The organism is Bacteroidota bacterium (assembly GCA_037133915.1).
In the GTDB taxonomy this organism is placed as follows: domain Bacteria; phylum Bacteroidota; class Bacteroidia; order Bacteroidales; family CAIWKO01; genus JBAXND01.
The window spans coordinates 1-22,448 of sequence record JBAXND010000025.1 but is presented as its reverse complement, the minus strand read 5'-3'; the positions used below and the strand labels follow the sequence as shown (position 1 = coordinate 22,448).

Genomic DNA, 22,448 nt, shown 5'->3' with positions numbered 1-22,448 from the left:
GAAACGTTTATTCGAAAATTATTTTACCTGCACAATGATAACCTGATGATGAAGAAATTTTGTAGATATACATTCCGGGTGCAAAAGTATTTTGAATAATGCATTGCTCCTGTGTTTGTTGATTCTGCCTGAAAACGGGTCTTCCCGAAAGGTCGAAAAGTTCAATTGTTACGATGGATGACGTTATTAATTCCGGATTGAATTCAATAAACAAATTTTCGGACACAGGATTTGGATACACTGCGACATAGCCGTCAGAAATATTATTGGGTGTGTCAGTGCCGCTGTTATCGCATGGAACAAACGGTCCGCCCGACGAACCTCCCGGACAACCTGCAAACCAGTTATACGGGTCGTTGAGATTGCCGTTGGGTGAGAGTAATTCAAGTGTACGGCCCTGCCCGTTGGGTGAAGTCGGCCAGGGACTTCCTCCTGAGTAGTCCGCGCTGATGTATAGATTCATGTCTTTATCAAACAACCGTATATTCTCACCCGCAGAACTGAGCCCGAAATTCCAGGGTCCCATATAATTGGTGACTGCTGGGTGTATTGCTTTGAATTTTGTTGTATCCTGACAAAGTACCAGATATTCGCCTCCGTGCAGCACGGTTCCTTTCGGGAAAACAAAAAAGTTTTCGTCCTGACTGTCTTTAAAACGGTAATCCGACAGGTCGAAATCCCATGCGCTGTAATTATGAAGTTCAACCCAATCGGCGTCATCAGCCAGGTCAGATGCATGGTAATTTATTTCACTGAAGGTTATTTTTGCGGTATCAGGTGAACCATAGAAATAGGCTGTAAATACGTCGGCAGTATCAGGGTTGAAGGTCAGCGATGCAGTATTTTGCGGGGATGAATAGATAATTCCTGATTGCCAGAAACCAAACTGGAAACCGGGATTCGCAACAGCGGTAATCTTTACAGGAACGCTGTCGAAATATATTCCTGCCCATGGCATGTCTGCAACTGTTATAGTATTTAAAATAATTTTCCCCGCATTTGGAGGATATACATTCAAGGTAACGGGAACCTGTTTTTTTAGATGAAAGGTTGCTTCAATGTGATTGCGTGCTGTAATTTGCCTGTTGTGGCAAAAAGTGAGTATCTCCGGAAGGTGATAATTTCTCCATGTATTATAGTCGCCGTGACCTGCCAGTCCCCAGTTCGGGTTGTTGAATCCTGTTCCCCAACGCCTGAAATGACGGTACATTTCGCTGTCAACCGTATCACGCGAACTGTTCAGGATGGTCACGAAATTTTGTGGAGTGAAGGTTGTATTCAGAAGGTCGGCATATCGGTTAATGAAATAGTTTTTGTAGCCGGTATTGTTAAGCAGGCTGTGGAATAGGATTGATGTATAATCATAGGACTTGTGGATATTGGAATCTAATGAATTGGCAACGTAGCTGTATTGCCCGCCCAATCCGTTATCAAGATCCCAAAGGATGTAACGCCATTTTTTACCTGCTTTATTTTCACGCCAGTAGCGCACGTTATTGGTAAGCCAATCCCAGTTTTCCGACCATGTTTCAACTGCAAAATAATCGGCAAAATTCTCCAGATCAAACAACGTTTCGGCAGTTGCAAAATTGGCTGCATTACTCATATCATTAAAGGCCACAAAAGATCCATCCTGAATAAACCGTGTGTTTGAACCATTCATCACAAGTCCGTTGTACTGCAACAAATCAACAGAATCAGGGTCTGCTCCATGATTATTTTCTAAATAATATTTGTTAATCTTTTCTCGGATGTTATATACGCCCCAATATTTACCATTTAAATAAACTACGCTGGGCTGATATGCCATTACATCGCAGTTTGTAGGTTTCAATGCAAGGGTATGTAAAAGCGCATCACGCATGTGCGCCTGATTCCAGTCTGTTCCTGCGTTCCTTAAAATGAATTGTTTGAATGAATGAATGTCTTTCGACGGGAACAACTGATAGTTGAATGAGCCGTTACCATAGCCGTCATGGGCCACAAGTTTCATGCTTTTTTGCGGATACGACCGAGAATAGTTTCCATATATTTCAAGTCCTGCATCCTGCTCAAAACCTAAATGCCGCTGCTTATCAAAATATTCAATATGCACCATCACTTCGCGTTCTTGCCAAAAATTTGAACCAAAAAATGGAATGTTTGCTTCTGCATTGGGGCCTTTTACGTAAATGCCTGTAACGGTATCAAAGAATAGGGCAGGAGGGAAGCTCAGCGAAATAACAGGAAGCGATGATGAAGATGAATCTGAAATGAAGAATGTGTTTGTGACAGTATTGCCTTCAAGCAGTGACGGGTGAAAGGTTCGTGCTCTTACAACAGTTGTGGAATCGATGCTTAGAGGTACTGAATATTGTGGTGATGCGTTCGTTGGGACGCTGCCATCAAGTGTGTAGCGGATAATTCCCCCGGGTGTCGTTGTTGTAAGAGTGAGCGTTTGTGTTGATGGAAAAAATCCGCCATCAGGCGAAAATACAGGATCTGCCGTATATCCGTTGTAACCGGCTACATTGTTGTTTGATGCGTTCGGCGTCGGTGTTTTGAAATAATTATAGGTGGAAGTGCCGTTAGGCTTGCGGCCATATGAATTGTCTGTATGAATAGGTCCCACGGTGAACTGGTCGAGAAGTGTGCCCGATGGATTAGACAACATCAGTGTTCCTCCATTTTGTGCCAGTTTAAAATTTGTATGCAGCGATGAACTGTTCAGGTTGAACCAGGCAGGAACAGGTCCATAATTGGAAGACGCGCTTTTTATTCCTAATGAAAGCCACGCAAGTGAGGTCATGTCAGACGATCCTGAAGTGACATTGTGAACCTGAATTGCAAGTATATTGTTGCCGTTCCTAAGGAAGGATTTAAGAAACGCTTCGTCAAGAAAAAACTGATCAGCTGCCCCGCCGGTGTACATTTTTGCTTCATGCTCCGACAGTGCTGGTGTGTTGAAGGGTACCGGAGTCCCATTTACTCCGATATTGGAACGGGCGATTTCAACTCCGTTAATATAGGCAACAAAGGCATCATCATAATCCATATTGAACACTGCCGATGCGATATCTGCAGTATCGGTTATTGTGAAAACGCGCCTCATATAAACAGATGTTACAGGCGGAGTAAGAATAGTATTATCATCGCCATCGCCATACCCAATACCTCCAATACCCTGATTCCAGAAAGCATCGTTGAATCCGGGAAGTATTCTCCAGTTTGAATCCGGTTCAGTGAAGGGTGTGGTGTAATGCCACAAATTGTCAGCATTTACAACTGTTTCCCAATGATGAAAGAATTTTTTACGGTCTTTGCCTGATGCAAAAAGCAATATAAAACCGGATGGCTGAATGCTCACTCCCGATGGAAATACCCATTTGGCAGGCTGTGCAATGTTGTCGCTGATACGATACCCGCCAAGATTGATTACTGAGCTTCCACTGTTGTATAGTTCAATCCAGTCGGGTGAATCACCGTCTTCATCTTTCACAACCGAATCGTTGGACGGCGATATTTCATTGATTACAACCTGTGCCTTTGAATTGAATACTATTATGCAAAAAATGGCTGTGACGAAAATTTTTAGTTTTATTAATTTGGTCATGATATTACTTCGTTTTTAACCATTTGAATCTGATATTCTGTTCAGCAGTCCTGAGTTCAATGAGGTATATCCCATCCGGAAGTTTTTCTGTTGTTACCAGGCTGTTCAGCCTGCTGTCATGATATGCCGACGAGGCAAGAACACTCGTTCTTCCCAGCAAATCAATTGCAATGATTTCATAGATACCGCAACCATTGAGTTTTCCGCTAATACTAAAATATTCCTTTCCGGGGTTAGGGAAAATGCTAAAACTGCCGTCAATGGCTGAATTTGGCAGTGATGAGGGTTCCAGAATTGTAATCTGTGCGCTGCTTGTGTCTGCATAACAGCTGTTAGATGCAATCAGTACAATATTTTTTAACCCCGATGAAACGTAGGTGTACAGCGGATATTCCAGTGTGCTGCTACCCGAAGGTGGTTCATCAAAATCCCATAAGTACTGCGAGGCTTGAGTGCTCAGGTTTACAAATTGCACGACTTCACCTTCATAATAGGTGTCGTGAGATGTCCAGAATGCCGCATCTACCGGCTCATCTACGGTAACATATACATTGGCAAGTGCGTGGCAGTCGGATGAGTTGCTTACATAAACACTGTAATTACTGCTGTGTTCCGGTGTTATTGATAATGTTGAAGATGTCGAGCCATCCTGCCACATATAGCTGTTCCCGCCGGTTACAGTTAGATTTATTGTGTTGCCTTTACATATGGTTGTATCAGAAGTAATGGTAAACGCAACATTACAATAAACACAACTTCCATCGGGTGTATTCGCCAGTGGGTTATAATTCTGCGCCATAGTATCCATGCAACCGGCAATAACCGGAGGCGAGAAGATGTACTCCAGATACTGAAGGTTGAAATTCTTGTCGGTATGTGCCACTACCACCGGATGCCTGATATCTTTTGCATAATACTTATAATAATATTGGGTGTCGGCAGCCGTATATATAGGTGTTCCGAAGTAAAATGCAGTGTCGTAATTAATTTCGCCGCCCTTCATTCTAAGCACATCGCCGTAGTAATTCAAAGGAGTTTGTAATGAACCCCAGCCATCAAAGAAACTGCTTCTGATTATTGTTCTCTCCAGGTTGGCCGTCGACAAAAAGTTGATGTACGTTGCTTTTGCACGTGTGTTTTCAATGTTTCCATACGTATAATTACTGGAAAGCAAGGTGTCATCAGGGATATAATTGGCATGTACAGTATCCAATCCGCCGCCAAAATTGCCGATAAGTGTTTGTCCGGTTCTTCTGAATGCTGTGCTGCTGGCCGAAAAATAATCTACCGTGGTGAGTCCGTTACCGGAAATGGCAGATGCTATGGTTGCTCCCGGATGAAACGCTGCCCAGGGTGTTTGTGATGCCTGATAATATTTTATAGTATCGTGGAAAACCGGTATGATACTCGAGAAATCATAAAACTGATTACTGCCGGGGCTTCCCAAAGCAGTTGAGGTCGCAAGTGAATATCCGCGGTTGATTTTTAGTCCACCCACCGGAAAGTTATTGCTGTTAATTATAATCTGACCGAACGAGGGGTTGACAGCATAAACAATCAGAAACAGAATTAGTTTTCGATACATCCGCAATTAATTTGTTTTTGAAGGTATAAATCTACAATTATTTGTGAAACAAAATGTGATTGATGCCTCTGAGGTGTGTGGTCATTGTTTAATTTATGTTGAAAAAAAGAGACTTATGTTGCATTTTGACATTTTCTGAATTATATTTGCTTTAACCAAAACATGTTCTATGGAAAAACATTACAATTGTTATTTTTCGGTCTTCCTTATTGCAATAATTTTATTTATTGCAACTTCCTGTGGAAATAAAAAAGTTGAATCAATTATTGTAGCTGATTCTGCTGTAATTCAAAATTATCTGGATAATAAATTGGTGAAACCCGAATTTGGCGGAAAGGTTTTTAGTGCGCATAAGGTTTTTCATACTGATGCGGGAACTATTTGTATATGGGCTTATATGCAGGAATACTACAAAAAGGATGATAAGTTAGAATCGGGCGCCGGTTGGTCTGTACCGCTGTTATTGTATGTTGATATGACTTCCGGTAAACTAAGGATTTTGGGCCATATTGCTCCCGGCGATGGTGATAATTATACCACGGATGTCAAAAGACTCTTTCCTAAATCCATTCAAAAGGAGATATTTGATTTTCCTACATCAGACAAAGCACGCAAGCTTGAGGGCGAAGCTCTTGAACGCGCTCAGAAAATGTAAGCTGCCATCAGCAGTTTTTTCTTCTCAGGTCTGCCCACTTTTTTTATCTTCGTGATACGGAACCATTATGTCATTTCTTGTTTTGGCAATAGATAAGAAATGTGGTTTTGTCATAAAAACATAATTATGCTGAATATGGAAAAGTGTTTCTTGTCGCGTTTACTTGCTGTTCTGGCTGTTTTTGCATTTAGTTTTTATCATTTGGGTGCTCAGACAAGCGAACCCTCCACGGATAAATGGCAGCAGTCTGCATTCCAGAATATACGGGTCGAAGAATATAATATTCGTTTTGATGCCGCGTACGGCTTTTTTTCGAGCCCAAACCGTAATCAGAATCTCCGCATCAATTATTTGAACAATGGTTTTTTTATGAAACCCAGAACTGAGGCACATGGTGAATGGAGTATTTCAATGAATTTGGAAACAATCAGCAAAGGTGGGGCACCACTCCGGCCATCTGCCGATCCACAGTTTTGTTCTGATTTAAATTCTTTGGATGTCAGGCATACAGGCTTTGATATGCATTATGAAAATAGTGAAGAGGGTATGAGGCAGAATTTTATTATTAATAATATTCCTGCAGGAAATGAGCCACTCACCTTATCTATCAATATAGAAAGTAATCTGCTGACCGCGATTAAGTCTTCATCCGATTTATTATTTTATCAGCAGCACCCACGCCTCGGAACAACAGAAAATGTTGCATGGTACAAAGGACTTGCTGTCTGGGATGCAAACGGAAGGACTCTTGATGCCCGCATGGTACTTGAAGGAAACGAATTGAAGATAATTGTTGATGATGCCAATGCTGTTTATCCTGTAACGGTTGACCCACTTTCTACTACAGCTAACTGGCAAAAAGAATCAGATCAGGCTACTGCCTATTTCGGATTTGCAGTCAGCGCTGCCGGCGATGTAAATGGCGATGGTTATGGTGATGTTATCATTGGCGCACCTTTGTACGATAATGGTCAAACCGATGAAGGACGCGCTTTTGTATATCATGGCTCGGCTACAGGTTTGTCAACTACGGCAGCCTGGACGTATGAAAGCAACAATGCCGGTGATGGCGTTGGTTATGCCGTGAATACTGCCGGCGACGTGAATGGCGATGGATACAGTGATGTTATTGTTGGTGCGTATCACTACTCAAACGGACAGGCCAACGAAGGCAGAGCACTTGTCTTTCAAGGCTCATCAACCGGTCTGTCTGCAGTGCCTGCATGGTCCTACGAGTCAAACCAAATCAATGCTGCACTTGGAAGTGCGGTTGCATGCGCAGGCGATGTGAATGGAGACGGTTACAGCGATGTTATTGTAGGCGCTGATTTGTTTGACAACGGGCAAACCGATGAAGGCGTTGTATTTGTTTTTCATGGCTCATCAACCGGATTATCTGCAACCGTTTCATGGACCGGTGAGAATAATCAGGCATCCGCAGATTTCGGACATTCGGTCAACAGTGCAGGCGATGTGAATGGTGATGGCTATTCGGATATTGTTATTGGCTCACCTTTGTATGATAACGGGCAAACCAATGAGGGCGCCGCTTTTGTTTATTTAGGCTCATCATCGGGACTTGCTGCAACCGCTGCATGGTCGACTGAAAGTAATCAGGCAAACGCCGATTACGGTATTTCTGTTAACACTGCCGGCGATATGAATGGCGATGGCTATGCTGATGTTATTGTTGGTGCCGACCTTTATGATAACGGGCAAACCGATGAAGGAAAAGCATATCTCTACAATGGTTCTTCCACAGGTCTTTCAACTTCTCCTTCCTGGACTTATGAAGCCAATGCTGCAGGTTCCTATCTTGGCGCCGCTGTTGCATGTGCCGCAGATGTAAATGGTGATGGTTATTCGGATATTCTGATAGGCGCCAGCCGTTTCACCAATGGCGAGACCGGCGAAGGCCGCGCATTTTTATTCTTCGGTTCATCCACCGGCCCTGCTGCCGCTGCAAACTGGACTGCCGAAGCAAATCAGGCAACCGCCTATTTCGGTGCTGCGTTGAACAGCGCAGGCGATGTTAATGGCGATGGATATGCTGATGTGATTGTCGGTTCGTATCTGTATGACAACGGGCAAACAGATGAGGGCAGGGTTTATGTTTTTCATGGATCGGCTGCCGGGCTGGCAACAACTTCAAGCTGGACGAATGAATCAAATCAGGCATCGGCATATTTTGGCTGGTGCGTTTCATCTGCCGGAGATATTAACGGTGATGGATACAGCGATGTACTTGTGGGTGCGCCATACTATGACGTTTCTTTTTCAAATGAAGGTGCTGTGTTTGTTTATTACGGCTCTGCTACCGGCCTTTCAGTTACTGCAAACTGGACCGGGCTGGGCAATGCAAGCGGTGCAAATTATGGATATAGTGCCGCCAATGCCGGCGATGTAAATGGGGATGGATATTCCGATATTATTGTCGGAGCTTATGGGATGAACTCAGGTTCTAATATTGTCGGTGCAGCCTATGTTTACTTTGGTTCTGCAATCGGTCTTTCTTCTTCTGCTGACTGGAGTGTTATTGGTACACAAGTTAATGCATCATACGGATACAGCGTTGCAGGCGCCGGTGATGTAAACGGAGATGGTTTCAGTGATGTGATTGTTGGTGCTTATCTTTATGATAATGGACAAACTGATGAAGGCAAAGTGTTCGTGTATCATGGTTCTCCTTCTGGTCCGTCTGTCACAGAAAACTGGACAACGGAAAGCAATATCGCCGCGGCTCAATATGGTCTGAGCGTTTCTTCTGCCGGAGATGTAAATGGAGATGGATACTCTGATGTTCTTGTTGGCGCACCGGGTTTGTCAAATGGCAGCACCAATGAAGGACGCGCCTATCTCTATTACGGATCTTCTACCGGATTATCATCAACTGCTGCCTGGACTACCGAACCTAATTTTCAGAACATGGGTTGGGCCAGTTGTGTGGCATCCGCCGGCGATGTGAACGGCGACGGATATGCCGACGTAATCATTGCATCAAAAGCTTATGATGGAGGTCAGACCGATGAAGGACGTGTAAGCCTATTCTATGGATCTTCAACCGGATTGCCTGCAACGGAAAGTTGGTATTTCGAGAATAATAAATTTGGTGCGTACCTGGGTACCAGCGCTGCTTCAGCCGGAGATATCAATGGCGACGGCTACAGCGACCTTATTGCAGGTTCACCAAGTTATACGAACGGTCAGACCAATGAAGGCCGTGTTTATATTTTCTACGGTTCAGCTACCGGTTATGGTGCAACACCCGACACACTGGAATCTAATCAGGCAAATGCCTATTATGGATATTGCGTTTCAGGTGCAGGTGATGTAAACGGCGATGGCTACAGCGATGTAATCATTGGTTCTTATGCTTATGATAACGGACAAACCGATGAAGGGTTGGCCGTTGTTTTCTACGGAAATAATGCAAAAGCAATTAGCCGAGCGACATCTCAATACGATGCAGGCGGATTCCATGAAATCCAAAACGGGAACTTGCTTTCAACATCCCAACTTCGTATTTCGCATAAAGAAAACGCAGTGTTTAACAGTAAGGTTAAATTAATATACCAGCTATCTATTCCGGGAACTACTTTTTCAGCTCCTGCACTCAGCGGCTCTTCCGCCGCATGGACCACGGCGGCAGGTCCTTCGGGCGTAAATGTCTATGCGGAAAAAATTCTCCCTGATAACAAACTGTATCACTGGCGGGCACGCACACTATACAACCCCGCAACTGCTGTGTATGGCGAGCTTTATGGGAAATGGTTTACCATGGGCGCTGCTTCGGATGAAAAATGGAACGGGAATGTACGATATAAATGCGTTGCACCGGTGGTTGTTCATAATCCGACAGCAAGTACTATATGCGAAGGTGCGAATGTTTCGTTCAGTGTTACTTCCGGAGGAACCGGGGTTTCATATCAGTGGCAACTGAGTACCAACGGCGGAACTGTATGGAATAACCAGGCCAATGGCGGAGTGTACAGTGGTATGACGTCATCAACGATGACAATCACCACTGCAACCGCCGGTATGAACGCGTACCAATATCGTTGTTTTTTAAGCGGGACGTGTGCGCCGACAGCAACTTCGACAGGCGTTATTTTAACAGTGAATCTAAAACCGAATATCACGGTTCAGCCTCTTGATGCGTCTGTTTGTAACGGCTACGGGGCTGCTTTTTCTGTCAATGCAACCGGAACCGGTATCAGCTATCAATGGCAAATAAGTACAAATGGCGGTAGTACCTGGGCGAATCAAGGCAATGGCAGCGGCTACAGCGGAATGACAACTGCCGCTATGGCCTTAACTACTGCCACAAGCGGAATGAATAATTACCTCTATCACTGCGTAGTAACAGGTAGCTGCGCTCCACCTGCCGTTTCATCAAATGCATTATTAGCCGTAAATACTTCCGCAACGATTACAACAAATCCTTCGGGCTCAAATGCATGTGCAGGCGGTAATACATCATTCAGCGTGGTTGCCGGTGGCTCTGCACCGTTTAACTATCAATGGCAGCTCAGCATCAACGGTGGCTCTACATGGGCAAATCAGGCGAATAATTCATTGTATTCAGGAATGACTCTGGCCACCATGAATATTACCGGAGCAACAGTTGGAATGTTCAATTATAAGTATCGGTGTGTGGTGAGCAATGCCTGTCCGCCTTCAACATACAGCACTGCAGGTACTCTTTCGGTAAACGGAACTATTGCTCAAATTGCGGGGCAGCCGGTGAGTGTAGTCCGGTGTCCTGGAACACAGGCTGTATATACCGTTACTGCTACAGGTAATCCTGCCCCCGGTTATCAATGGTATGGACCGTCAGGAATACTTTCCGGATCAAATTCAAGTACATTAACTTTGAACAATGTATCTTCAGGTGATGCCGGAAATTATTATTGTGTGGTTTCAAGTACCTGTAATTCGGTCAACAGTAATAATGCTTCACTTACACTTCATGCGCTGCCGCAGGTATTGTCACAATCTGCAGATTCTTCACGATGTACGGGCAGTAGAGTTGCATTCTTTGTTACTGCCGGTGGGTCACCTTTACCCGTGTATCAGTGGTATGGTCCCGGCGGGCAAATTGCGGGCGCTACTTCGGATACGCTGAATATTGCACCGATAACAAGTGGTGATGCCGGTGTGTATTACTGCAGAGTAAGCAATCTTTGCGATACAGTTCAGAGTGTCGTGAATAACCTGAATGTTGTTGTGCTTCCGGTTATACATCTGGGAAATGATACTACATTGTGTGCAGGTCAAAATATCACTTTAACGACGCCGGCCGGTTATGATTCATATGCATGGTCAACGGGAGAAATATTGAATCAGGTTACTATCGATTCCACAGGTTTTGGAATTGGTCCGGCCCTGATTTACTTAACAGCGCTTGATTCGGTTTGCTCAAATTCCGACTCTATACTTATTACTTTTGACCCTTGCACTTTTGTAAGTGAGAATTTATTCAAAGGGGAAATTGTATTTTATCCTAATCCTGCTGAAGATGAAATTTTTGTTGAAGTCAGCAATGGCTTCGAAACGCAGGAATTGCTGATATTTGATGCGTTGGGCAGAATTGTAAAAAAATCGCTGCTTATCGGAAATAAAAATAGAATTCTGATTGATGATTTGACATCGGGTACGTATGTTATGATTGTATCCGGCAGAGAATTTTCTAAACCCATGTTACTGATAAAACAATAATCAAACTGTAATTATTCACTTGAAATTAAATCAATGAAACGTATTCTTAATATTGTTTTCGCAACAGCTTCCTTTGTATTACTTTCAGTTACTGCATTATTGGCGCAGACCGGATGTATTGACGGTGACTGTAAGAATGGAACCGGCACTTACGCCTATTCAAACGGCAACAAATATGTTGGCGAATTTAAAAATATGAAACTCAATGGCAAGGGCACTTTTACATATAATTCCGGCGCATGGAAGGGCTGTGAATATACGGGTGATTTTAAAGATAACACTCTGACCGGAAAAGGGGTGTTTGTGTATGCAAACGGCGATAATTATACAGGCGATTTCGTAAATAATAAATTGTGCGGACAGGGAACCTATACCTATGCATCCGGTGAATTTGCCGGGGCTGTAGTTACGGGCGAATGGAAAAACAATAAGTTGAACGGGCATGGCGTTTTCATTGCAAAAGACGGCGAGAAATACGACGGCAACTGGAAAAATAGTTTGAAGGAAGGTCAGGGTACCATTCTATTTGCCAATGGCAGTAAATACGAAGGCGAATGGAAAGCCGGTAAATTCAATGGCAAAGGAACCTTTACCTATGCATCGGGAAAGGTAGTTTCGGGTAACTGGAAAGACAATAAATTTGTTGATTAGAACACTCGCTTACAATGAAAAAATCAACGATTTCGAAACGGGAATTTATTCGGCGATGCGCAATTGGAGCAGGTGTTGCCGCATTGGGAATTTCCGATTTTGATGTTTTCGGCACCATTCTTAATAAGCAGAATCAAATTATGAACAAACCCATTGATATCTGGAAATGGCATAAACAGGCTGCATATTTTAGTAAAACGGATAAAGGCATCATGTGCGGCCTGTGCCCCAATGCCTGTATAATACCTGAAAAAGGAACCGGCATTTGCAAAACACGTGTTATTTTCGATGATGCCTTGTATGCGATTAACTACGGAAATCCCTGTTCTATCAATACCGATCCGGTAGAAAAAAAACCACTGTATCATTTTCTGCCACAAACGACTGTGTTTTCACTGGCCACAGCCGGTTGTAATTTCAATTGCCTTAACTGCCAGAACTGGCAAATATCACAGGTTTCACCATTTGAAACAGAAAATTACGATTTGATGCCCGGTGATGTTGTGGCGTACGCACTTAAAAATAAATGTACCAGTATCGGATATACTTATTCTGAACCGGTTGTCTTCTACGAGTATGTTTTTGATACCGCAAAACTGGCACATGAAAAAGGGCTGAAAAATATTTTCATCTCAAATGGTTATATCAATGAAACTCCGCTTCGCGCCATCTGTAAGCACCTCGATGCTGCCAACATCAACCTGAAAAGTTTTAGTGATGAAACCTACCGGAAATTGAACGGCGGATCATTGAATACAATTAAACGGAATCTAAATGTTTTTAAGGAAGAAGGTGTCTGGCTGGAAATTACCAACCTCGTTATCCCTACGTGGACGGACGATATGGATATGATAAAAAAAATGTGTGACTGGCTTTACAATTCAGGTTTAGGGAAGTTCCCACTGCATTTCAACCGTTTTATGCCTGCCTACAAGCTCACACAATTGCCCGTTACACCCGTTGAAACGCTTGAAAAAGCACGCGATATCGCTATAAACGCAGGAATCGAATTTGTTTACATTGGAAATGTGCCCGGCACAAAGTCAGACGATACGTATTGCCCAAAATGTAAAAAAGTTCTCATTGAGCGAAATGGATATACCAACATTTCAAACAATATGAAAAATGGGAAGTGTGGTTTTTGTAATGAACCCATCAATGGTGTCTGGAGTTAACTACTAATAATCGTCTCATGTTTTTTAGGAAAATATTCTTCGCAATAATAATTTTTAGTGTTGCGGCATTTCTTTTTATTTATAGTTCAGATGCCGGCAAAAAATCCGGTGCTGAAATTATGTCCGGAACTTGGCATGAGCAACTTGATGGTCTGAATTATCTGGTTATGCGGACATCATCGATTAATCTGGTAAATGGATTGTTCCTGACCAAAGAACAGGCTTGGAGTCTTAGAAACCTTTCGTTGAAAGTTGATTCGCTGAATCTCGATATCCCGTTATCAAATACAATTTACTCAGATGAGGTTTTAAAAATCAGCTCGACCTACTTTATGCTGATTGATGTTTTATTGAAACAGCAGCCGGTGAGCGATTCATTGAAAAATGCTGTAAATGAAATGAGGGTGCAGGAAGCCGATCTTATTAAACGAACGCTGCTTGCTGCCGCTAATCCTGCCTATCACGGCGAGGGCTGTCTGGAGTGTCACGCACCTCCTGCGTTTTTCCCGAAAGGCAGTATTGCTCAAAAAGATACAAAACCAATTACTGCTGTCTACCGCAAAGATATTGATCTGGCTCATGTACAAGGCCTTTTTGGAGAGGAAGGAACTTCATTAATCTGGGAGCTGAAAGAAGCCGTTGACAGCATTTTGAATAATGAACAAAGATTCGTTTTCGCAAGTTTTAGATGTTGCCTGATTCCTGCTCAGAACGCCGGCGATCCGGGTATTATTGGTCAGTCATTTGTTACCAGCGAATGGATTGAATATTTTAAAAGTATTCGGGAACTTTCAGATAAAAAATGGCTGGAATATAAAGATCTTTTTATCATTCCGCTCGAAGATATCGTAAAAGCAAAACTGCCGGGAATAAAGAAAAAAGATATCGATAAACGTATCAAAAACGCTGAAGTCGTTATTAATGAATGCCGGAAAATGGATAAAATTGAGTTTCAACTTCAAAAAGAGAATTTGTGCGTCAGCCTTAGTAAAGCCTTGAATATAGATGATCTCAACGGTGAATCAACCCGCGCTGCCGATGAACGTAAATTCATGGCCGCAATGTTCCTCCTTTTTCCCGGAACCTCCCGGATGTACACACGAATTTTGGAATCTGAATAATTGCTCTTTGCGAAAAAATTATCAGAATCTCTGATTGACGCATCAAAATCAATACAACTCTAATTCATTATTTGTCAAGCATTCCGACCAAATATATGAAGTATTATGCTCGTCGGCATAAGTCAAATAACCTGCCATGAACCCTCCGTTTCGGTAGGCGAAATACTATTTTTTAACCCTTGAATCAGGCATTCGTTCTGTCGCACCTTTGTATTGACTTCAGAAAATAAAGGCTCCCGGATCATGGATCGGAGTTATGAACCGAAAAAATGATCCGGGCTTTTAAAACTCCTGAACTAACTACAATACTAAATGTGCGATTATGGATGACATGATTATCATTAAATACCTCGACAGTTTAAATTGCGAAGAGCGTTTCGAGGTGCTCAAAGGAACCTGGAGAAAGGAAATAAGAAAATACTTACGATGTCGAATCGTTTTTATGCCGCTTAACAGACTCCCGGTAAATACGGATGATCAGCTATCTTTTATGGTTACCGATAAAAGCAGCAACATGACCTATTGGGCTGTTATTCAGAAAAAGAAAATGCCCGAAATACGAAGCAGGCGCGAAGCTGTCAGAACCGAACAGGATTTCAGCCGCTGGCTTAACTTTTTGTAAGCGCATTTTATACTGCCTTTTTTACACCTACTGCCGATAATTTAAACGGTGCAATTTTAGAGAAGGCATCAAGTTCATCTCGCGTTAAAGCATTTACCGGTGCTTCGGGAAAATGGAAGGGCATAAATAATTCGCCTTCAAGCACATCATTACTTACCTTCAGCTTAACATTAATTTCTCCCCGCCCGTTATAAATTGCGAGCAATTCACCATCTGTAAATCCTCGCTTCAGCGCATCTGATGAATTCATTAACACATATGATTCATTCGCAAATGCCCTCAACACCTCCGCTTTTCGCGACATCGTTGAAGTGTGATATTGATACAATATACGACCTGTATTCAGCATAAACGGAAAGCGTTCGGATGTGCGCTCGTTTTGCTCATGATAGTCTACAGGGAATAATTTGGCTTTTCCGCTTTCGGTGTTAAACCCATCAAGATACAGTGTGGGTGTTCCCGGATGTTCCTTATCGGGACAAGGCCATTGCAGTTCTTCATGTTCCAGCCGTTCATAACTGATGCCGCCGAATATCGGTGCCGCTTTACCAATTTCATCAAAAATTTCCGATTCATTTTTATAACTGCCGATACTAATTCCCATGCGGCTCGCAACCTCTGAAATTATTTTCCAGTCCTGACGTGCTTCTCCAGGCGCATCAACGGCCTTTCGCACACGCAACACCCGCCTGTCGCTGCTTACAAAGGTTCCGCTCTTTTCGGCAAATGCCGCGGCAGGTAAAACGACGTCGGCAAGTGCAGCGGTTTCGGTAAAGAAAATATCCTGTACGACGATAAAATCAAGTTTTTCAAAACCTTCTTTTGTGTGGTTGAGGTTTGGATCAGAAACCATCGGATTTTCTCCCATGATATATAGTCCTTTCAAATCGCCACTATGAGCCGCCTGCACAATTTCAACAGTTGTAAGACCCGGCTTTGAACTTAACATTTCAGGCGAAATATTCCACAGCGCAGCAACACGTTTCCTGTTTTCTTCATTCAGCATAGGGATATAACCGGGATAAAAAGCTGGTGTGCAACCCACGTCCGTGGCGCCTTGTACGTTGTTTTGTCCCCGGGGTGGATTAATTCCTGCACCAACCCTGCCAATGTTTCCGGTGATAAGAATCATGTTTATCAAACTGAAAACATTGTGCGTTCCCGTTACCTGCTGGCTCATTCCCATGCCTGTGGCTATGATGGGATTTTTTGCTGAGGAATAAATTTCGGCTGCAAGTTTTATTTTGTCTGCTGAAACGCCTGTTATTTCTTCGGTGTACGCGCCTGTATATTTTTCTGTCAATTCTTTAAGAAGGTCGAATGCTTCCATACCGCCGTCAACTCGGTTCTCAATAAATGTTTTATCGATGCGCCCGAGCACTATAATCTCCCGAATGATTCCGTTCAGCAATGCCACGTCTGTGCCGAGTTTCGGCTGCAACCACAGTTCAGCGTATTTGACAAGCGGCGTTTTTTTCGGGTCAACAATAATAATGCGTTGACCATTTTTTACACCGCGTTTGATGTAAGTTGCAGTTACAGGATGGGTTTCAATGATATTGTTGCCTGTTACAAAAAGGCAATCGGCGCTTTCAAAATCCTGAATACTGTTGCTGCCAGCACCATCGCCAATTGATTTTATCATCGCCGTTACGGTAGAGGCGTGGCAAAGCCGCGTGCAATAATCTACGTTGTTTGTTCCAAAAGCAATTCGAATGAATTTTTGAAAGATATAATTGTCTTCATTGGTGGCTTTTGCCGATGCATATCCTGCCAATGCATCATTACCATAATTATTCTTAATAGTATTCAGCCTTTCTGCGATGAGTGCAAGAGCTTCATCCCAGCTTGCTTTTTCAAATGTCCCGTTCCTGCGGATTAGTGGAGTAGTGAGTCGTTCTCCACTGTGAATATATTCATATCCGAATCTGCCTTTTACGCAAAGCCTGCCATCATTGGGCATTACGCCTTCTACTCCGGTGGCACGTACAATTTTACCATCGCTGATCCACAATTCAAGTTGGCACCCAACACCGCAGTAAGGGCAGGTTGTTCTTACTTTTTTATCGATTTTGTTGATGTTGAATTCGCCGCGATGTGGCTTTTCTACGATGGCGCCGGTTGGGCAAAGTTGGATACACTCACCACAGCCGTCACATTCTGATGCCCCCCAGTTGTTGAATCCGGCAACTACATAAGAATGAATGCCGCGGTCAGCCATCGAAAGTACTTCCTTACCCTGAATTTCATCACATGCCTTGATGCATCTGAAGCATTTGATGCATTTACCGGCATCATACATGAGTGCAGGACTTGTTGCATCTATCGGAAAATCGATGGTTTCATAAACGGATACATACTTCCTGTTTTTTATATCCGACAGACCGTATCGCTCTGTTAGAGGGCGCAACTCATCGTAGAATGAGTGGTCTGTTTCTTCATTATGTTCTGACAAAAGCATGTCAAGGTTGTTGCGGCGCGATTCTTCGAGTTCAGCATCAAAAGCGGTAATATTCATGCCTTCTTTAACTGCATGTGTGCAGGACATTACAAGACCGCGGGTATTCTCAACTTTCACACAGCAAAGCCTGCAGGCGGCTGTTGGGCTGAGTCTCGGATGATAGCACAAACCCGGAATATCAAAACCGTTTTTACGGGCAACGGTTAAAAGGTTTTGCCCTTCTTCGGCTTCAATTATTTTTCCGTCTATAGTAAATTTTACCGTTTTCATTTTTGAAATTCTAATTTTAAACAAGTAGGTCTGCAACATTCCGGAGTGCTGATGCAAGCGGCAGTACCGGCGACTGTCCCAATGGGCATAGAGAAGTTGCAGCAATGTGTTTTGCTTTGGTTGTGAGAACTTCTAGCAGCCGTTTTTTTTCTTCTTTGGTTTGACCGAAAGAATTTTCCCATTCTCGCGAAAGATGGTACGTGCCAATTCGGCACGGGACACACTTTCCGCACGATTCATGTTTGAAAAACCGAAGTATGGACGCTATTATTTTTTCTAATGAAACAGTTGAACCGAAAACAATAATTGCTCCTGACCCTAAGGTTAGATTTTGCTCCAGCAGTTTGTCATAGCACAACAAAACATCGAGCTGGGAAGCGTTTGCAAATGTTCCTGCAGCACCGCCCAGCAATACTGCACTTACCGCTTCATTATTTTTCAATCCACCACCGAGTCCTATTATGATTTCGTTTAAGGTGCAGCCCATTTCAACTTCATAAACGCCCGGTTTTACGATATCTCCGCTAAGGCAAACCAATTTTGTTCCTTTCGATTTTTCAGTTCCCATAGAAGCGAAAAATGCTGAACCATTATTTATAATATGCGGAAGGTTAGAAAGTGTTTCAACATTATTTACCAGCGTGGGTTCCTGCCAAAGACCTTTTTCGGCAGGGAAGGGCGGTTTAATTCTTGGGTTTCCGCGTTTTCCTTCAAGTGATTCAAGCAACGTAAATTCTTCGCCGCACAGGTATGAACCCGCCCCCGGCATCACTTCCAGATTGAAATTGAATGAACTTCCTGATATACTTTGACCGAGAAAAGCGTGTTGCGTTGCCTGATTAATGGCTGTTTTTAGTTTGTTGATAGATTCGCCGTATTCGCCTCTCACATAGATGAATCCTCTGTTTGAATTTGTGGCAAGTGCCGCTATTATGATGCCTTCAATAAGTTGATGAGGATTTTGCTCCATCAATTTTTTATCCTTGAAAGTACCGGGTTCGCCTTCGTCTGCGTTGCAAACAATGAATTTATTTTTTACTGATGTCGCATTTCGAACGGCTTGTAGCTTAATCCATGTAGGAAAACCTGCTCCTCCGCGGCCACGCAATCCCGATTTTTTAATTTCTTCAATAATATCTTCGGGCTTCATGTGCAAAGCCTTTGAAAGTGCCGTATAGCCACCTGCGTTGATGTAGTCTGTGATGCTGAGCGGATCAATCGTTCCGTTGATTGCCGTGAGTAACTTTGTCTCACTGATCATACGCCTTCACTTTTTAAAACAGAAATAATTTTTTCATGTACGTTATCGGTCGTGAGACCAGCGATTGGTTCATTATTTAATGCTGCTGCAGGCGCTTCAGCGCAAAGTCCGAGACACTCGCATCTGCCAATAGCGACCTCCATGTTGTTTTTTAAATTATTGTCAGAAGTTATTGCATCATAAAGTTCATCGGCACCTGCATGTGCACAAACCGGCGAACAGCAGATATTAAGCGTATTCGGCTGTGACGGTTTTAGCGAGAACATACTGTAATAGCTTGCCACACCATAAACAACGCCTTTGTTTATTTTTAAATATTGAGCAACTGCCTCTAATGCTTTTTCACTTATGTATTTGTCGGGTTCGGCTTCTTTTATTTCATGAAGAATAGCAATAAGGTATTGCTTATCTTTAGGATATTTCAGAAGAATTTCATCGGTTTTTCGCATGTGTTATTGTTTTGGTATCATCCTGCGCTCCCATTTTGTGAGGTCATCGATGGAATTGATATTTGCAAAGCTATCGTTTTTAGGAATGTCCCAATATCTGGTATTTACCAAATCCAGCATTTCACGAATTGCGGGGTGGTTATTTTGCGACAGCACTTTTGCTGCCGGTTCAACGCATGATTGACTATAGATAGCGTGGAGTGGTTCTATGCCATTTTTATGACGGGGAACGAGCGCATCCTGTCCGGCATGCAATTGCCGAATCTGTTGCAGGATGAATGCAATATCCAGCTTCGGAAGGTCGCATGCAAAAATAAAAACATACCCGGTGGTGTTTATCAATGCCGCATGTATTCCGGCAAGCGGCCCCTTTCCGGGGAAGGTATCCGGAACTATCTTGTCTATTCCAAAGCCATTATAGAGTTTTTGGTCCTCGTTGGAAACCAGCAGTATTTCTGCAAATACAGGCCTAAGTACTTCGAACATACGACCCAAAAGAGTTGTTCCTTCAAAGGAAATAAACTCCTTGCGTATATTGCCCATGCGTGACCCTTTTCCGCCTGCAAGAATTGCTGCCGAGATATTCATGAAATCTAATTTCTATAAAAATACGAAGAAATACTCCAAAATCCGCAATGATAATTGTCAAGCTGCCGGCATTAAACATATTGAAATGAAGAATATTCGCTTAAAAGGTAAAAACGATGAATTGTTTTTCGGAAATAAGAGCAAAAAAACGTAGAAATATACTTGAAAATTTACAATTAATAATATATAATGTATGTGTCTAACAGACTATAAAACAAAACTATACGGCGATGAAAAAAATAAATATGTTAAAGTTCTTGTGTGGAAGTAATTACTATCTTAATTTTGTCTAAATAAAAATAAAAAACGCATAGGAAGATGAATAATCTAATACGTCATAATTTACATTATAAAGTCACTAGCATTGAGATGTTCAATTTCATGACGGCCGGACGCCGGGCATGATTTTTTTTTGCTCAAATTTACAATTTAGAAACATTCCAAATAAGCATTATTTATTAGCAGTATCAATTTAAAATTATCCAACATGAAATCAATAACATACTTTTTTCTGGCGACTTTCATTAGTCTCTTGACGATATTCCAGTCGTTCGCACAGATTCCGGTTCAGACAAATGTGGAAGCAGTTACCGGTAGAGATATCTTCAATACTATTAGGGTTAATAGTCCGAACGGTAATGCAGATAAATCCTCGCAACAGGGGCAGAATCAAATGAAAGCAATTCCTGCAATCTCTGTCACACCGATTGGAAGCACCCCTTATACGCCAACAACCCTTGTCCAAAATGTCTTGGTATCAGGCTGTTTGCAGGCTTCTAATGTTGTTTATACCGGAAGCCAAGCGGCCTTGGGCTCATTTAGTGCTAACGGCTCCGGATTTCCTCTGAGTAGCGGTATTTTGCTGGCTACCGGGAATGTAACCAATGCTGCAGGTCCTAACACATACACAAACCGGACTACTGAACTTGGCACTGCAGGTGATGCCGACTTAAATATTATTACCGGTGCAAATTCAACAATGGATGCATCTGTATTAGAATTTGATTTTATTCCTGCAAGTAATACCGTGGAGTTTAAATATGTTTTCGCTTCAGAAGAATATCCCGAATGGGCATGCAGCAAATTTAATGATGTGTTCGCATTTCTTTTAAGCGGTCCCGGTATTGCCGGTGGGCAAGGATTTAGCAACAATGCAAAAAATATTGCTTTGTTACCGGATAATGTTACTGCCGTTACTATTAATAATATACATATTAATGGATGGAATCAAACGGTTGAATCAAGTCACAACCCTTCAACGTGCCCTGATAAAAATGCCAGCTATTATATTGATAATACTGGCGGAACAGCTATTGAATATGACGGATATACTGTAGTTTTAACAGCCAGGTGGACAGTTACTCCATGTCAGACTTATCATATTAAGCTAGCAATCGCCGATGTGTCTGATAAAAAATGGGATTCCGGTGTTTTTATAGAAGGAAAGAGCTTTACTTCCAATCCGGTTACGATGACAAATTTTGATTTAAACAATCATGCAACCGATGATGTTTATGAAGGTTGTAATTATAATTTTGTTTTTGCTCGTAATGGCGGAAGTAATGCAACACCACTTACTATTAATTATACGCTTTCAGGCTCGTCAACTGCTGCTGATTATACTTTTCCGACAGGTTCAGTAACCATCCCGGCAAATGTTAACTCGGTTACAATACCGTATTCTATTATTTCTGATGCTATAGCCGAAGGCGCCGAAACATTGACGATATCAATTGGGAATGGCTGTCCGTGTAATCAGAATACGATTATCAAAACTCTTACTTTACACGACCATTTTACATTTACTACTGCTGCAACTGATATCAGTTGCAATAATGCTAATAATGGCGTCATTACCGTAACCGCTACGGGTGGCACATTGCCCTACCGATATTCATTAAATGGTGGACCTTATCAGCTTTCAAATGTTTTCCCAAGTCTTTCTGCCGGATCATATATAGTTTCTGTAAAGGATACTAATAGTTGTGCATTAAGCAGCGCTTCAATAACAATTAATAATCCTTCAGCAGTTACAGCAACAGCAAGCGGTTCATCACAGGTCAGCTGCCACAATGGGAGTGATGCTTCAATAACTGTATCAGCAAGCGGAGGAACCGGACCTTATACATATTCTTTAAACGGAGGTGCTGCTCAGTCATCAAATGTGTTCAATGGCCTTTCAGCCGGAAGTTACACATTAGTAGTTAAAGACTCGAAAGCATGTACATTTACTTCATTGGCTCCGATTGTAATTTCAAATCCTGCTGCTTTATCAGCAACAGCTGTTGGTTCAGCTCAGG

The 22,448-nt window shown here is 42.6% G+C and carries 13 protein-coding genes; 7 read left to right on the top strand and 6 right to left on the bottom strand.

Annotated features, from left to right (window positions below; translation table 11 throughout):
* Positions 1–7: 7 nt before the first annotated feature.
* Together WCM76_09865 and WCM76_09860 are read right to left on the bottom strand one after the other, a co-directional pair.
* Positions 8–3,592 carry a CotH kinase family protein gene (locus tag WCM76_09865; GenBank protein MEI6765936.1) on the bottom strand — a complete coding sequence of 1,195 codons (3,585 nt, stop codon included), beginning with the start codon at positions 3,590–3,592 and terminating at the stop codon, positions 8–10.
* A 4-nt stretch (positions 3,593–3,596) separates the two neighbouring features.
* Complete coding sequence (locus WCM76_09860) at positions 3,597–5,177, bottom strand: T9SS type A sorting domain-containing protein (protein MEI6765935.1); 1,581 nt, start codon at positions 5,175–5,177, stop codon at positions 3,597–3,599.
* Between the two features lie 169 nt (positions 5,178–5,346).
* On the opposite strand from WCM76_09860, the gene WCM76_09855 reads away from it, so the two are divergent.
* The 6 genes from WCM76_09855 to WCM76_09830 all read left to right on the top strand — a co-directional run bounded on the left by WCM76_09855 (position 5,347) and on the right by WCM76_09830 (position 15,119).
* Positions 5,347–5,832 carry a hypothetical protein gene (locus WCM76_09855; protein MEI6765934.1) on the top strand — a complete coding sequence of 162 codons (486 nt, stop codon included), beginning with the start codon at positions 5,347–5,349 and terminating at the stop codon, positions 5,830–5,832.
* Between the two features lie 135 nt (positions 5,833–5,967).
* Positions 5,968–11,550 (top strand): FG-GAP-like repeat-containing protein, encoded by a 5,583-nt coding sequence (locus WCM76_09850; protein ID MEI6765933.1) that lies wholly within the window; start codon positions 5,968–5,970, stop codon positions 11,548–11,550.
* 33 nt (positions 11,551–11,583) lie between these two features.
* Entirely contained in the window at positions 11,584–12,201 is a 618-nt protein-coding gene (locus WCM76_09845) for a hypothetical protein (GenBank protein ID MEI6765932.1), read from the top strand.
* Between the two features lie 14 nt (positions 12,202–12,215).
* Entirely contained in the window at positions 12,216–13,376 is a 1,161-nt protein-coding gene (amrS, locus tag WCM76_09840) for an AmmeMemoRadiSam system radical SAM enzyme (protein MEI6765931.1), read from the top strand.
* 119 nt (positions 13,377–13,495) lie between these two features.
* Positions 13,496–14,497 (top strand): hypothetical protein, encoded by a 1,002-nt coding sequence (locus WCM76_09835; protein MEI6765930.1) that lies wholly within the window; start codon positions 13,496–13,498, stop codon positions 14,495–14,497.
* Positions 14,498–14,819: 322 nt separating this feature from the next.
* Entirely contained in the window at positions 14,820–15,119 is a 300-nt protein-coding gene (locus tag WCM76_09830; GenBank protein ID MEI6765929.1) for a hypothetical protein, read from the top strand.
* Between the two features lie 7 nt (positions 15,120–15,126).
* Here the strand turns inward: WCM76_09830 and fdhF are convergent, their stop codons facing one another.
* From fdhF to WCM76_09810, 4 genes are read right to left on the bottom strand one after another with little or no spacing between them, the layout of a single operon-like run.
* Positions 15,127–17,850, bottom strand: coding sequence for a formate dehydrogenase subunit alpha (gene fdhF, locus WCM76_09825; protein MEI6765928.1), 2,724 nt, complete (start codon positions 17,848–17,850; stop codon positions 15,127–15,129).
* 16 nt (positions 17,851–17,866) lie between these two features.
* Positions 17,867–19,111, bottom strand: coding sequence for an NADH-ubiquinone oxidoreductase-F iron-sulfur binding region domain-containing protein (locus tag WCM76_09820; protein ID MEI6765927.1), 1,245 nt, complete (start codon positions 19,109–19,111; stop codon positions 17,867–17,869).
* Positions 19,108–19,560: an NAD(P)H-dependent oxidoreductase subunit E gene (locus WCM76_09815; GenBank protein ID MEI6765926.1), complete on the bottom strand. Its 453-nt coding sequence runs from the start codon at positions 19,558–19,560 to the stop codon at positions 19,108–19,110. Before WCM76_09815 ends, WCM76_09820 begins: the two co-directional genes overlap by 4 nt.
* A gap of 3 nt (positions 19,561–19,563) precedes the next feature.
* The gene (locus tag WCM76_09810) at positions 19,564–20,148 is read right to left on the bottom strand and encodes a molybdenum cofactor guanylyltransferase (protein MEI6765925.1); all 585 of its coding nucleotides are present in this window, start codon (positions 20,146–20,148) and stop codon (positions 19,564–19,566) included.
* A gap of 487 nt (positions 20,149–20,635) precedes the next feature.
* Between WCM76_09810 and WCM76_09805 the strand changes: the two genes are divergently transcribed.
* Positions 20,636–22,448: choice-of-anchor L domain-containing protein (locus WCM76_09805; GenBank protein MEI6765924.1), on the top strand; the 1,813-nt coding region annotated here is incomplete at its 3' end.

What these genes read in the sequence shown, in the direction of transcription:
- WCM76_09855 (MEI6765934.1), top strand. Translation starts at nt 5,347, where the DNA reads ATGGAAAAACATTACAATTGTTATTTTTCGGTCTTCCTTATTGCAATA.
- WCM76_09845 (MEI6765932.1), top strand. Translation starts at nt 11,584, where the DNA reads ATGAAACGTATTCTTAATATTGTTTTCGCAACAGCTTCCTTTGTATTA.
- WCM76_09865 (MEI6765936.1), bottom strand. Translation starts at nt 3,592, where the DNA reads ATGACCAAATTAATAAAACTAAAAATTTTCGTCACAGCCATTTTTTGC.
- WCM76_09860 (MEI6765935.1), bottom strand. Translation starts at nt 5,177, where the DNA reads ATGTATCGAAAACTAATTCTGTTTCTGATTGTTTATGCTGTCAACCCC.
- WCM76_09835 (MEI6765930.1), top strand. Translation starts at nt 13,496, where the DNA reads ATGTCCGGAACTTGGCATGAGCAACTTGATGGTCTGAATTATCTGGTT.
- WCM76_09815 (MEI6765926.1), bottom strand. Translation starts at nt 19,560, where the DNA reads ATGCGAAAAACCGATGAAATTCTTCTGAAATATCCTAAAGATAAGCAA.
- amrS (MEI6765931.1), top strand. Translation starts at nt 12,216, where the DNA reads ATGAAAAAATCAACGATTTCGAAACGGGAATTTATTCGGCGATGCGCA.
- fdhF (MEI6765928.1), bottom strand. Translation starts at nt 17,850, where the DNA reads ATGAAAACGGTAAAATTTACTATAGACGGAAAAATAATTGAAGCCGAA.
- WCM76_09820 (MEI6765927.1), bottom strand. Translation starts at nt 19,111, where the DNA reads ATGATCAGTGAGACAAAGTTACTCACGGCAATCAACGGAACGATTGAT.
- WCM76_09830 (MEI6765929.1), top strand. Translation starts at nt 14,820, where the DNA reads ATGGATGACATGATTATCATTAAATACCTCGACAGTTTAAATTGCGAA.
- WCM76_09810 (MEI6765925.1), bottom strand. Translation starts at nt 20,148, where the DNA reads ATGAATATCTCGGCAGCAATTCTTGCAGGCGGAAAAGGGTCACGCATG.
- WCM76_09850 (MEI6765933.1), top strand. Translation starts at nt 5,968, where the DNA reads ATGGAAAAGTGTTTCTTGTCGCGTTTACTTGCTGTTCTGGCTGTTTTT.